The sequence below is a fragment of the Xanthomonas sp. NCPPB 3174 genome, from assembly GCF_056725205.1.
On record NZ_CM161517.1, the window covers coordinates 2,873,479 to 2,885,411 of the forward strand.

Annotated in this window: 13 protein-coding genes; 11 read left to right on the top strand and 2 right to left on the bottom strand. The window is 72.2% G+C overall.

Annotated features, from left to right (window positions below; translation table 11 throughout):
* The first annotated feature begins 185 nt into the window (after window positions 1-185).
* From AC1PK7_RS12750 to AC1PK7_RS12795, 10 genes are all read left to right on the top strand, one after another.
* Window positions 186-893, top strand: coding sequence for a response regulator (locus tag AC1PK7_RS12750; RefSeq protein ID WP_019802458.1), 708 nt, complete (start codon window positions 186-188; stop codon window positions 891-893).
* Window positions 890-2,311, top strand: a complete 1,422-nt coding sequence (locus AC1PK7_RS12755; protein ID WP_010342683.1) for a sensor histidine kinase — start codon at window positions 890-892, stop codon at window positions 2,309-2,311. Before AC1PK7_RS12750 ends, AC1PK7_RS12755 begins: the two co-directional genes overlap by 4 nt.
* Window positions 2,308-3,738: an efflux transporter outer membrane subunit gene (locus tag AC1PK7_RS12760; RefSeq protein WP_481098369.1), complete on the top strand. Its 1,431-nt coding sequence runs from the start codon at window positions 2,308-2,310 to the stop codon at window positions 3,736-3,738. Before AC1PK7_RS12755 ends, AC1PK7_RS12760 begins: the two co-directional genes overlap by 4 nt.
* Entirely contained in the window at window positions 3,738-4,871 is a 1,134-nt protein-coding gene (locus tag AC1PK7_RS12765; protein WP_481098370.1) for an ABC transporter permease, read from the top strand. Before AC1PK7_RS12760 ends, AC1PK7_RS12765 begins: the two co-directional genes overlap by 1 nt.
* Complete coding sequence (locus tag AC1PK7_RS12770) at window positions 4,868-5,632, top strand: ABC transporter ATP-binding protein (protein ID WP_010342590.1); 765 nt, start codon at window positions 4,868-4,870, stop codon at window positions 5,630-5,632. The genes AC1PK7_RS12765 and AC1PK7_RS12770 overlap by 4 nt, the downstream gene beginning before the upstream one ends.
* Complete coding sequence (locus AC1PK7_RS12775) at window positions 5,629-6,531, top strand: HlyD family secretion protein (protein WP_481098371.1); 903 nt, start codon at window positions 5,629-5,631, stop codon at window positions 6,529-6,531. The genes AC1PK7_RS12770 and AC1PK7_RS12775 overlap by 4 nt, the downstream gene beginning before the upstream one ends.
* Window positions 6,532-6,623: 92 nt before the next feature.
* Window positions 6,624-7,451, top strand: coding sequence for an alpha/beta hydrolase (locus AC1PK7_RS12780; protein WP_481098372.1), 828 nt, complete (start codon window positions 6,624-6,626; stop codon window positions 7,449-7,451).
* Window positions 7,451-7,813, top strand: a complete 363-nt coding sequence (locus AC1PK7_RS12785; protein ID WP_209246800.1) for an EamA family transporter — start codon at window positions 7,451-7,453, stop codon at window positions 7,811-7,813. Before AC1PK7_RS12780 ends, AC1PK7_RS12785 begins: the two co-directional genes overlap by 1 nt.
* Complete coding sequence (locus AC1PK7_RS12790; protein WP_010342594.1) at window positions 7,810-8,208, top strand: DMT family transporter; 399 nt, start codon at window positions 7,810-7,812, stop codon at window positions 8,206-8,208. The genes AC1PK7_RS12785 and AC1PK7_RS12790 overlap by 4 nt, the downstream gene beginning before the upstream one ends.
* Window positions 8,198-9,451 (top strand): DegT/DnrJ/EryC1/StrS family aminotransferase, encoded by a 1,254-nt coding sequence (locus AC1PK7_RS12795; RefSeq protein ID WP_481098373.1) that lies wholly within the window; start codon window positions 8,198-8,200, stop codon window positions 9,449-9,451. Before AC1PK7_RS12790 ends, AC1PK7_RS12795 begins: the two co-directional genes overlap by 11 nt.
* A 147-nt stretch (window positions 9,452-9,598) precedes the next feature.
* On the opposite strand, the gene AC1PK7_RS12800 is transcribed toward AC1PK7_RS12795, so the two are convergent.
* Complete coding sequence (locus AC1PK7_RS12800) at window positions 9,599-10,477, bottom strand: arginase family protein (protein WP_481098374.1); 879 nt, start codon at window positions 10,475-10,477, stop codon at window positions 9,599-9,601.
* 1 nt (window position 10,478) lies between these two features.
* Window positions 10,479-11,546 (bottom strand): GNAT family N-acetyltransferase, encoded by a 1,068-nt coding sequence (locus tag AC1PK7_RS12805; protein WP_481098375.1) that lies wholly within the window; start codon window positions 11,544-11,546, stop codon window positions 10,479-10,481.
* Between the two features lie 112 nt (window positions 11,547-11,658).
* Here AC1PK7_RS12805 and AC1PK7_RS12810 point away from each other — a divergent pair, with 112 nt between their 5' ends.
* The gene (locus tag AC1PK7_RS12810) at window positions 11,659-11,931 is read left to right on the top strand and encodes an acyl carrier protein (protein WP_160947413.1); all 273 of its coding nucleotides are present in this window, start codon (window positions 11,659-11,661) and stop codon (window positions 11,929-11,931) included.
* Window positions 11,932-11,933 lie beyond the last annotated feature (2 nt).

The window sequence follows — 11,933 nt, forward strand, 5'->3', positions numbered from 1 at the left end:
TCCTACCCGGCGGTACCCGCACCGGCGAGCGCGCGAAAGATGTCATGGATGACAATCGTCATCACCGCATCGCAGAATCTGGATACAGACTCCATCGAAGCTACATCGACGTATGTGAACGTAGTGACTTCACCGCCGCCGATTACGACGGTTTTCCCACATCCCCGTTGCAAGCATTTCGCGTCATGCGCATCCTGGTCGCCGAAGACGATACGTCCATTGCCGTTGCATTACGCGACTCGCTCGCCGAGTGCGGCCACGTGGTAGACCATGTCGGCGACGGTGCCGCTGCCGAACGCGCACTCGGTAGCGAAAGCTATCAATTGCTGGTGCTGGACCTGGGCCTGCCGCGCCGCGATGGGCTGCAGGTGCTGCAACGCCTGCGCGCCCGCCGCGACGAGATCCCGGTGCTGGTGGTGACCGCCCGCGACGCGGTGGAAGACCGCATCCGCGCGCTCGACGAGGGCGCCGACGACTACCTGATCAAGCCCTTCGAACTGTCCGAATTCCTTGCCCGTACCCGCGCGCTCCTGCGCCGCAGCAGCAGCGGCGGCGTGCCGGAACTGGTGCTGGGGCAACTGCGCATCAACCTGGCCGGGCGCCGGGTGTGGCTGCAGGACCAGCCGCTGGACCTGACCGCGCGCGAGTTCGCGCTGCTGGAAACCCTGCTGCTGCGCAGCGGACGCGTGGTCAGCCGCAGCCAGCTGACCGAGGCGCTGTGCGATTGGCAGCACGAAATCACCGACAACGGCCTGGACATCTCCATGCATCGCCTGCGGCGCAAGCTGCATGGCGCCGGCGTCGGCATCCGAACCATCCGCGGCCTGGGCTATCTGCTGGAGGAGTCGCACGCCGCCTCACCGGCCGCCGACCACGCACAGACCTCGCAGTGAGCGCGACCACCGCCGCGCACGCGCCGGCCTACCGCCATCCCAGCCTGCGCCAGCGATTGCTGGCGTTCCTGCTGATCCCGACCGTGCTGCTGATGCTGGTGGTGTCGTCGCTGTTCTACCTGTTGATGCTCAAGTACACCAATCACGTCCACGACATGGACCTGAAGGAGGACACGCAGGGCCTGGCGAACGCGGTCAACGACCCCGGCGAGCGCATGCCGCTGACCCTGCAGGCGCGGCAACTGCTGGAGTACAGCAGCGACGGCCGGGTGTTCTTCAAGCTCGACAGCCGCCGCCACGGCGTGATCAGCGGCAGCACCCAGCCGATTCCCAAGCACCCGGATCCGGCGGAGATCGGCCGGGTGATGCTGTACGACGACCGCATGGACAACGGCGTGCCGGTGCGCGTGGCCAGCCTGCTGCTGCCCTCGGCGCTGGAGCCGGGCGACTGGCTCACCGTGTCGGTGGCCGAGACCCTGGACGACCGCCACCGCCGCGCCCGCGAGATCCTGGTGCTGATGCTGCCGACCGAACTGCTGCTCACCTGCTCGCTGCTGGTGCTGGTCTGGCACGGCGTGCGCGTCGGCCTGCGCATGCTGGAGCCGGCGGTGCGCCGGCTCGACGACAGCCAGCGCGACCTCAGCCCGGTGTCCGGCCCGGACATCCCGGTGGAGATCCTGCCGCTGACCCAGGCCATCGACGGCCTGCTCGGCCGGCTCAAGCACATGATGGCGCTGCAGGAACGCTTCCTGGCCGATGCCGCGCACCAGTTGCGCACGCCGCTCGCCGGGCTGAGCATGCACGTGCAGCGCGCCCAGGCCGGCCAGCGCCCGGAAGACACCGCGCAGGCGCTGCAGCACATCCGTCAGTTGACGGACCGCGCCACCCGCACCTCCACCCAGTTGCTGGCGCTGACCCGCACCCAGGCGCCGCGCGAGAGCATCCGCGAGCTGCTGCCGCTGGACCTGGCGCAATGGCTGCCGCAGGCCCTGTCCGACCGCATCCCCGACGCGCTGCACGCCGGCGTGGACCTGGGCTACGACGCCGGCGACGACGACGCGCCCGCCTGGGTGGCCGCCGACACCTATGCGCTGCGCGAACTGCTCGACAACCTGCTGGACAATGCCTTCCGGCATGCCGCCGGCCGCATGGTCACGGTCAGCCTGCGCCGCGATCCGCTGTACGTGCGCCTGGCCGTGGACGATGCCGGCAGCGGCATCGACGAGGCCCTGCTGCCGCGCCTGGGCGAGCGGTTCTTCCGCGCGCCGGACGCGCCCGAAGGCGGCACCGGCCTGGGCCTGGCCATCGTCGCCAACATCGCCGCCCGCCACCACGCGACGCTGCGCTACCGGCGCTCGGCACTGGGCGGCTTGCGCGCGGAACTGGACCTGCCGGCCGGCGCGGAGCCGCGCGCATGAGCCGCCACCGTCTTCGCTGCGCCGGCGCACTGGCGCTGGCCAGCGTGCTGGCGCTGGGCGGCTGCGCCAGCAAGCCCATTCCCGATCTGCGCCAGCCGGCGCTGCCCGCGCACTGGAGCAGCGCGATGCCGCAGGCGGCCGCGCCGCGCCCGCCGGGCAGTGCCTGGTGGCAGGATTTCCACGATCCGCAGCTCGATGCGCTGGTCGCGCAGGCGCTGCAGGACGATCTGGAGGTCGGCCAGGCGCTGGCACGGCTGCGCGCGGCGCGGCGGCTGGATGCGGTCGCCGACGCGACGCTGCGGCCGCAACTGCGTGCGCGCACCGAGGACCCGATCGATCCGGACGCCAGCGCCTCGTTCCTGGTCGTGGGCGTCGATTCGGAGTGGGAGCTGCCGCTGTTCGGCCGTGGCGAAGCCACCAACCGCGTAGCCCGTGGCGACCTACAGAGCGCCCAGGCCAACCTGGCGCAGGTCCGCGCGGCGACGATCTCCGACGTGACCCACAACTGGATCGACCTGCGCCACGCGCAGCAGGCCGAACGCCTGCTGCAGGACATCGCCGACGCGCGCCAGCGCCAGGCCAGCCTGCAGCAGACCCTGGTCGACCTGCATCTGGCCGCGCCGGCCACCGCGGCGCAGGCGCAGGCGGCGGTACTGCAGGCGCAGAGCGCGGTGAACGAACCGCGCGACGCCGCGGCCGCGGCCGCGCGGCGCCTGGCGCTGCTGCTGGGCCGCGACGCGCCCGATCCGGCGTGGAGCACGGCCGCGGCCAGCAGCGCGCCGGGACAACTGCAGATCGCCGCGGTCGACAGCGTGCCGGCCGACCTGCTGCGGCGGCGCCCGGACATCGCCGCGCGCGAGGCCGAGGTGATCAGCGCCGCCGGCGCCCTGGGCATCGCCCGCGCCGACCGCTACGGCAGCATCGGCCTGGGCGGCGCGATCCGCTGGTCGACCAGCCTGCTGAGCCATCGCCGCACCGCCACCCACGGCATCGCCTCGTTCGGCCCGGTGATCGACATCCCGCTGTTCGACTGGGGCATCCGCCAGGCCAGGGCCAAGGCGCGCGGCGACCTGCTGGAAGCGGCCACCCTGGCCTACCGGCAGACCGTGCTGTCGGCGGTCAACGAGGTCGAGGACGCGCTGACCGCGCTGGAACAGCAGCGGCGCAACGTCGAGACCGAGCAGCAGGTGCTGCAGGCGCAGCAGCAGGTCGCCGAGGCGGCGCAGCAGCGCCGGCGGCTGGGCCTGGGCAGCGATCTGGACGTGGCCACGCAGCAGGCCGCGCGCGACCAGGCGACGCTGGAACTGCTGGAAGCGCAGCGCCAGCGCGACCTGGCCTACGTCGCCCTGCACACCGCGCTGGGCAGCGCCACCGCGCCGATTCCCGGCACCGGTACCGGCAACGAGCACGAAGGCGCGCAGCCCTGATGGTCGCGCTGGCCCGCCAGACCCTGCGCTACGAGTGGCGCCGCTTCCTGCCGGTGGTGGTGTCGGTGGGCTTCGCCAGCCTGTTGCTGCTGCTGCAGACCGCGCTGGTGCTGGGCATCTTCGGCAGCGCCAGCGTGTACGTCTCCGGCTCCGACGCCGACCTGTGGCTGGGCTATCCCGGCACGCAGAGCGTGGACCAGGGCCGCGCCATCGATCCGGACGCGGCCGCGCCGCTGTACCTGGACCCACGGGTGGCGCAGGTCGAGCCATTCATCTGGTTCGACGGCGACTGGCGCGGCCCCGGCGACACCGGCGCGGTGTCGGTCTACATCTCCGGCATCGACACCCGCGACGGCGGGCTGATGTTCTCGCGTCTGCTCAGCCCGGCGCTGCGCGCGGCGCTGCGCGAACCGGACACCGTGGTGGTGGACCGCGCGGAACTGGACAAGCTCGGCGTCGACATCGGCAGCAGCGCGCGCATCAACGGCCACCGCGTGCGGGTGATCGGGGTCGGCCGCGGCCTGCGCGCGCTGGGCGGGGTCAACGTGCTGGCCTCGCTGGACACCGCGCGCGCGCTCAACACCGACAGCGCGCATCCGGACTGGCCGACCTACATGGTGGCCAGGCTGCGCCCCGGCGCCGACCCGCAAGCGGTGGCGCAGGCGATCGACAGCGCGGTCACGCGGCCGCGCGTGGAAGCCTGGAGCGCCGACGATTTCGCCCGGCGCAGCATCCTGTTCTGGATGTTCGACACCGGCGCCGGCTCCGGCGTGCTGTTCCTGGGCGGCATCGTGCTGCTGGTCGGCGTGGCCATCACCAGCCAGACCCTGCTCGGCACCGTGCTCGGCGCCGCGCGCGAGTACGCCACGCTCAACGCACTGGGCGTGAGCATGCGCAACCTGCGCTGGGTGGTGCTGGAACAGGCTGCCTGGGTCGGTGCGCTGGGCCTGATCGGCGCCAGCGCGCTGGGCGCGGCGCTGGTCGCGCTGGCCCGCGCGCACGACGTGCCGGTGGCGTTCAACGCCAGCGGCTGGGGCCTGTGCGTGTGCGCAGTGATGCTGCTGACCGTGGTCTCGGCCCTGGCCGCGCTGCGCGGCCTGCGCCGCGCCGATCCGGCGTTGCTGCTGCGATGAGCCGGATCGTCGCCGCCGCCGCGCTGCACCCGGCCGCCGCCACCCTGCGCGGCAGCGGGCTGTGCAAGAGCTTCGTCTCCGGCAGCCTGCGCACGCCGGTGCTGCGCGACGTGGAACTGCAGGTATGGCCGGGCGAGCTGACCCTGATCTCCGGCCCGTCCGGCTGCGGCAAGAGCACCCTGCTGTCGATCCTCAGCGGCCTGCAGCGCGCCGACGCCGGCCAGGTGCTGGCGCTGGGCGAGGAACTGGGCGCACTCGGCGCCACCGCGCTGGAGCAGTTCCGGCTGCGCCACACCGGCTTCATCTTCCAGGGCTTCAACCTGTTCCCGGCGCTGTGCGCGCTGGACCAGGTGCGGCTGCCGCTGCAGTACATGGGCCTGGCCCCCGCCGAGGTGCGCAGCCGCGCCGAAGAGGCGCTGGCCGAGGTCGGCATCGCCCACCGCCAGCATCTGCGCCCGGCCGAACTGTCCGGCGGCGAAAAGCAGCGCGTGGCGATCGCCCGCGCCCTGGCCAAGCACCCTGCCCTGCTGTTCGCCGACGAACCGACCAGCGCGCTGGACGCCGGCAACGGCCAGATCGTGATCGACCTGCTGCACCGCATCGCGCGCCGCCACAACACCATGGTGCTGTGCGTGAGCCACGACCCGCGCCTGATCCGCCACGCCGACCGCGTGCTGTCGATGGAGGACGGCCGCATCCTCGACGACCGCCGCGTGAACGCGCCGCCCTCGCCCCTGCCCTCACGGAATCCCGCACCATGAAAGCGTTCGCCGCCGCGCCCCTGCTGAGCCTGCTGCTGGCCGCATGCGCGCCATCGGACCGCACCCCGGCGCCGGCGGCGGCCGCCGCCCCACCGGCCTACCTGGCGGTGGCGCGCGGCCGCATCGACGTGGAGGGCGGCGTGCTCAAGCTCGGCCTGCCGGTCGCCGCGACCCTGCGCGAGGTGCCGGTGCACGAGGGCGACGCGGTGCAGAAAGGCGCGGTGCTGGTCGCCGGCGACGACCGCGCCGCCGCAGTCGACCTGGACATCGCCCGCACCCGCGCGCAGGCCGCGGCCACCCACCTGAAGCAACTGCAGCAGCGCCTGCAAAGCGCCCAGCAGAAGCAACGACGGCTGGCCGAGGCCGCGCGCCTGGGCGCCGGCGACGGGCAGAGCGCCGACGACGCCAGCGACGCGGTGCAGAGCCTGATGGACGCGCTGGACACCGCACGCAGCGACGCGGCCTTGGCAGACGCGCAGGTGCGCGCGGCCGAGCTGCAGCGCGCGCAGTACCGGCTGCAGGCGCCGGTGGCCGGACGCGTGCTGCAGCTGTCGGCGGCGGCCGGCGCGCGCACCGAGGCCAACGCGCCGCTGTTGACCCTGCTGCCGGACGCGCCGCGCCTGGTCCGCGCCGAATTGAACGAAAGCTATGCCAGCAGCGTCACCCCGGGCATGGCCGCCGAAGTGATCAGCGACGACGGCCGCCAGACCGTGCTCGGCGAGGCGGTGGTGCGCTGGCTGGCGCCGGCCTACGGCCCCACCCAACTGCACGACGACGCCACGCCCGCCGGCAACGACCGCAGCGTGGCCTGCGTGCTGGCCTTCACCCAGCCCTCGACCCTGCGCCTGGGCCAGCGCGTGCTGGTACGCTTCCGCAACCCGGCCACGACCAAGCGCTGACCCTGCACACCGCCGCTGCGGCGAAAGGCTGCTGAAACGCGCAGCGGCGACCCTGCACGGATTGCCGAGACTGCGCAGCCGCGCCCATTCACATGATCCAATCTGCCGAGTTCCACTTCGAAGGCGGCCGCAACGCCGTGCTGCTGATCCACGGCCTGACCGGCACGCCCAGCGAGATGCGCCTGCTCGGCAAGAGCCTGAACCGCGAAGGCTTCAGCGTCTACGGCGTGCAACTGGCCGGCCACTGCGGCGACGAGGACGACCTGCTGGCCACCAGCTGGCGCGACTGGTACGCCAGCGTCGAGGCCGCCGCCGCGCGCGTGCGCCCGCAGGTCGACCGCCTGTTCGTGGCCGGGCTGTCGATGGGCGCGGTGCTGGCGCTGCGCCTGGCGCAGCAGCGTCCGGAGTGGGTGGACGGAGTCGGCGTGCTAGGCGCCACCTTCCGCTACGACGGCTGGAACATCCCCAGGCGCGCGCGCCTGGCGTTCCTGCTGCCCTGGTTCAAGCGGCTGGGCATCGGCAAGCGCCGCATGTTCCTGGAAGAGCCGCCGTATGGCCTGCGCGACGAGCGCATCCGCGCCCAGGTCAGCAGCGCCATGCTCGGTGGCGACAGCAGCGCCGCCGGCCTGCCCGGCAACCCCTGGCACGCGCTGGCCGAGATGTACCTGCTCGCGCGCGATGTGCGCCGCAACCTGCCCAAGGTGGTCGCGCCGTGCCTGGTCGCGCACGCGGCCGAGGACGACATCGCCGACCTGCGCAACGCGCGGCTGGTGATCGCCAACGTCTCCGGGCCGACGGAACTGCTGCTGCTGCACGACAGCTACCACATGATCACCCTGGACCGCGAACGCCGCGTGCTCGGCGCCCGTCTGGCGCAGTTCTTCGCCGCCCTGTCCGCGCCGCAGCGGGCCGCCGCCTGATGGCGATGACCGGCTCGGTGGTGGCGATCTGGCTGGCGACGGTGGCGTTGGACACCGCCGGCCAGCTGGCCTTCAAGTACGTGGCCAGCCACCCGCAGGGCACCGGCATGGCGCGCTGGCAGCGCATGGCGCGGCAGCCGCAGCTGTGGTTCGGCGTGGCCTGCTACGTGTTCGAGTTCCTCGCCTGGACCGCGTTCCTGTCGCTGGTGCCGCTGGGCCGCGGCGTGCTGCTGGGCTCGATCAACATCGTGGCGATCATGCTCGCCGGGCGCTGGCTGTTCGGCGAACGCCTGGGGCGCATGCAGGTGGCCGGCATCTGCCTGGTCAGCGCTGGCGTGGCCGTGGTGGGGCTGGGCTCATGAGCCGGCCGTCGCTGCATCGCTACGCGGTGGGCTTCGCCCTGCTGCTGAGCTTCGACACGCTGGCGCAGATCGGCTTCAAGCTGGCCGGCACCCACGCCTTCCCGCCGCAGGCCGAACTGGCCTGGGTGCTGCGCCTGCTCGGCAGCCCCTGGCTGTACGCCGCGTTGCTGGGCTACGTCGGCGCGTTCTTCACCTGGATGAAGCTGCTCGAGCACGCACCGATCGGCCCGGCCTTCGCCGCCTCGCACCTGGAGGTGGTCAGCGTGATGCTGCTGTCGGCGTGGTGGTTCAACGAACACATCGGCCTGCTGCAGGCGCTGGGCGCGGCGCTGATCGTCGGCGGCATCGTCTGCCTGGCGATCGGCGAACGCGCGGATCCCGCCGATGCGCATTGAGGTGCCGCCGACCGCGGGCCTGCCGCTGCAGTGGCGCGACCTGTGGCCGGGCCGCCCGCGCACGCGCCTGGCCAGCGCGCTCGGCCTGCCGCAGGCGCTGCTGACCTGCTCCGGCACCGCCGCGCTGATCGTGGCGCTGCGTACCCTGACCGCGGCCAGCCGGCGCCGGCAGGTGCTGGTGTCGGCCTATACCTGCCCACTGGTGGCGCTGGCGGTGGCGCACTGCGGCCTGCAACTGGTGCTGTGCGACCTGCTGCCGGGTTCGCTGGAGCTGGACCCGGTGCAACTGGCGCAACGCTGCGGCAGCGACACCCTGGCGATCATCGCCACCCACCTCGGCGGACGCCTGACCGACCTGGCGCCGCTGCGCCGCGCCGCCGAAGGCTGCGGCGCCTTGCTGATCGAGGACGCGGCGCAGGCGCTGGGCGGCGTGCATGCCGACGGCCGCCCCGCCGGCCTGGGCGGCGACATCGGTTTCTGCAGCCTCGCCGCCGGCAAGGGACTCACGCTGTACGAAGGCGGGCTGCTGATGTCGCGGCATGCGCCGCTGCAGCGCAGCCTTGCCGACACCGCCGCGCGCCTGGGCCAGCGCGACTGGCGCTGGGAACTGCGCCGCAGCCTGGAACTGCTCGGCTACGCGGCGCTGTACCGGCCGCAACCGCTGCGCTGGGCATACGGCGCACCGGTCCGGCGCGCGCTGCGCCGTGGCGACCGCATCGGTGCGGCCGGCGACCGCTTCGGCACCGCGATCGCCCAGCATGCGGTCGGCGCCTGGCGCGAAGGCGTGGGCGTGCGCGCCAGCGCACGCTGGCCGGCGTTCCTGGCGCAGATCCGCGAGCAGGGCCGGCGCCGCAGCGCGCGCCTGGCCAGCATCCCCGGCCTGAGCGTGATCGCCGATACCCCCGGCGCCCAGGGCAGCTGGCCGATCCTGATGGTGCTGCTGCCCGATGCGGCCGCCCGCGAATCGGTGCTGGCCGCGCTGTGGCCGCGCGGGCTCGGCGTGGCGGTGCCGTTCGTGCATGCCCTGCCCGACTACGACTACCTGGACGGAATCGTCGAACGCATGCCGATGCCCAACGCCAGCGACTTTGCCGCGCGCTGCCTGAGCATCAGCAACAGCCCCTGGCTGGACGAGGCGCGCTTCGAGACCATCGTGGCCACGCTGCAGGCGGCCTGCGCCACCGCGGTCGGGCCGGCGCCGCTGGATGTCGACCTGGTGCACGCCGCTGCGCCGAGCGCCTGACCGGGCGACGTGCGACTTCGCCAGCGTCGCGATGACAATGCGCCGCTCGTAACGACAGGAAGCACCCTGTAGGCGCGGCTTCAGCCGCGAGGGCATTATCGGTAACGCCTCTCGCGGCTGAAGCCGCTCCTACAGACTGGGGCTGCGCTAACCGACACTGGCCGCGTCCAGCGCCGCCAGCAGCCGCAGATTCAAGGCGTGCTGCTGCGCCTGCCACGCCGACAGATCCGCCGGCGACGGTTCGGGCTGCGCATCCAGCGCCGCCAGCTTGCGCTTCCACCATTGCGGGTAATGGGCCAGCGAGACTTCGCCGGTGATGTCGCTGCCGCACACCTGCCCGCGCAACGCCTCGATCGCCTGCAGCAACTGCGGCACGCGCAGCTGGCCCTGGTCCCAGTTGGTGCGTACGTCCTGCGGATCCAGCACGTCCTTGTCCAACGACAGATAGGTCGGCATCGGCGTGCGCCGCAGGTGCTCGACGAAGGCATCGCTCAGCGCGCTCACGCTGTCGAAGCCGCGCACCGCCTGGCCCAGGCCCAGCCGCCGCGCCCAGCCCACGTCCACACCGCTGCACCAGTAGCGCAGCTTGCCGCGGTACAGCGGCAGCAGATGGTTTTCCCAGGCATGGCCGGGGCCGACGTCGCTGGAGGTGATGCCGGCCACCTCGACCTGCGCCACCTGCGGCAACGCGGCGATGCGGCGCACCCACGAGCCGCAGTGCACGCCGAACGGGAAGCGCATGTTGTCCGGATGGTTGTCGAACACCACCACCCGCAACGGCGCCTGCGCGCGCTGCGCCAGGCGCACGATCAACGGCAGGCTCAGGTGATGGAAATCGCCGCTGCCCAGCAGCACGGTGCCGTACCGCGCCGGCAGCGCCTGCTCCAGCGCCGCGCCGAAGCGGCGCAGCCGCGCCATCGAACAGGCGAAGCGCAGGTCGTCGCACCAGTCGCGCAGCGGCAGGCGCACGGCGTCGGGCACCGCGCCCAGCGAATCATCGAGATCGAGCAGGACCGGAGTGCGCATCTCAGTCCTCCTCGGCGGCATCGGCGGCCGGCCCGACGTCATCGGATTCGAACAGCGGCCGCAATCGGCGCAGCACGGCGCGCAGCAGCGGATTGCGCAGGTACACCGCGTGCCAGGTGTAGGTGAAGCTGGCGCCGAGCTGGGCCTTCACTTCCGGATCGGTCCAGCCGGCGACATAGACGGTCAGGCCGTGGCGACAGGCGTAGTCGAGGTTCTCGATCCAGCTCAGCGCGTACAGGTTGTGGTCGCGCGCGTCCGGATAGTGCAGGCCGATGTACTTGTCCAGCAGCCGCCCTTCGTGCACGTAGCACAGGTTCCAGCCGATGATGCGGCCCTGGTGCCGGTACACGAACACCTGCCCGCCCGAGTCGGCGTCGGTCAGCAGCGCGTCGAAGAACGGCGCGGTGAGCAGGTCGAAATGGATCTCGCTCTGCGCATACACCTCCTGGTACAGCGCATAGCAATGCGCGCGCAGCGCCGGATCGGCGAAGGCCGGGCCGGTCGGCAGCACCTCGATCTGCAGGTCGGCGCGCGAGCGCAGCTTGCGACGGATGTTGCGCCGGCGTCCGCGCGAGAGCCGCGCCAAATATTCATCGGTGGAAGCGAAGTCGATCGGCACCCAGGCCAGCGCCTGCCCGCGCAGCAGCACGTAGCCGTTGCGCTCGCAGGCGTCCAGGAACGTCTGTGCCCAGGCGTTGTCGGCGTCGGCCAGCAACGGCGAACGCTGTGGCACGTCCTTGACGATCATCAGCGCGCGGCGCCGGCCCAGTTGCGTACGCCACTGCCGCGGCAACTGCGCCGGATCGGCCGCGCGCGGCAGCCAGGCATATTCGCTGACGGTGCTTCCGACGAAGCTGGTGCGCGGCCGCAGCAGGCGCTGCCACAGCCGCTGCAGCGGCAGCCGCGCCACCTTCGTGCGCAGCGCGGGTTCGGCGGTGGTGAGCAGGTCGAAATCGGCCTCGAAGGCCGGCACCCCGTGCTCCAGGGGCTGGATCAGGAAACCGGCTGGCGGGTGCTGCAGGAACTGCCGCTGCAAGGCCTGCGGCTCGAGTTGGTTGACGAAAGGCATCTGCAAGATTGATCGTCTAGCGTGGAGAATGGATGCTGCGGCCCAGGCCGCAGCGTGCGATCCACCGGCGGCGGGCGCCGCGCGGTGGCCCTTCATTTCGCGGAGCACTGCCATGACCCCGTCCATCGAGTCGCAAATCCACAGCATCGTCGCCAAGCATGGCGAGATCGACCCGGCGCGCCTGACCCCCGATGCCAAGCTGCAGGACCTGGGCGTGGATTCGCTCGAGGCCATCGAAATCCTGTTCGACATCGAAGAACACTTCGACATCACCTTCCCGCAGCGCGACCCGAACCTGGACGACGGTTCGCTCGGCAAGCTGGTGCAGGCGGTCGAGGACGCCCTGGCGGCCAAGGCGGCCAGCGCGGCGCAACCGGCGCACTGACG

Coding starts and splice junctions, on each gene's coding strand:
- AC1PK7_RS12750 (WP_019802458.1), top strand. CDS start 186: ATGCGCATCCTGGTCGCCGAAGACGATACGTCCATTGCCGTTGCATTA.
- AC1PK7_RS12785 (WP_209246800.1), top strand. CDS start 7,451: ATGGCGATGACCGGCTCGGTGGTGGCGATCTGGCTGGCGACGGTGGCG.
- AC1PK7_RS12770 (WP_010342590.1), top strand. CDS start 4,868: ATGAGCCGGATCGTCGCCGCCGCCGCGCTGCACCCGGCCGCCGCCACC.
- AC1PK7_RS12780 (WP_481098372.1), top strand. CDS start 6,624: ATGATCCAATCTGCCGAGTTCCACTTCGAAGGCGGCCGCAACGCCGTG.
- AC1PK7_RS12795 (WP_481098373.1), top strand. CDS start 8,198: ATGCGCATTGAGGTGCCGCCGACCGCGGGCCTGCCGCTGCAGTGGCGC.
- AC1PK7_RS12790 (WP_010342594.1), top strand. CDS start 7,810: ATGAGCCGGCCGTCGCTGCATCGCTACGCGGTGGGCTTCGCCCTGCTG.
- AC1PK7_RS12800 (WP_481098374.1), bottom strand. CDS start 10,477: ATGCGCACTCCGGTCCTGCTCGATCTCGATGATTCGCTGGGCGCGGTG.
- AC1PK7_RS12805 (WP_481098375.1), bottom strand. CDS start 11,546: ATGCCTTTCGTCAACCAACTCGAGCCGCAGGCCTTGCAGCGGCAGTTC.
- AC1PK7_RS12810 (WP_160947413.1), top strand. CDS start 11,659: ATGACCCCGTCCATCGAGTCGCAAATCCACAGCATCGTCGCCAAGCAT.
- AC1PK7_RS12760 (WP_481098369.1), top strand. CDS start 2,308: ATGAGCCGCCACCGTCTTCGCTGCGCCGGCGCACTGGCGCTGGCCAGC.
- AC1PK7_RS12765 (WP_481098370.1), top strand. CDS start 3,738: ATGGTCGCGCTGGCCCGCCAGACCCTGCGCTACGAGTGGCGCCGCTTC.
- AC1PK7_RS12775 (WP_481098371.1), top strand. CDS start 5,629: ATGAAAGCGTTCGCCGCCGCGCCCCTGCTGAGCCTGCTGCTGGCCGCA.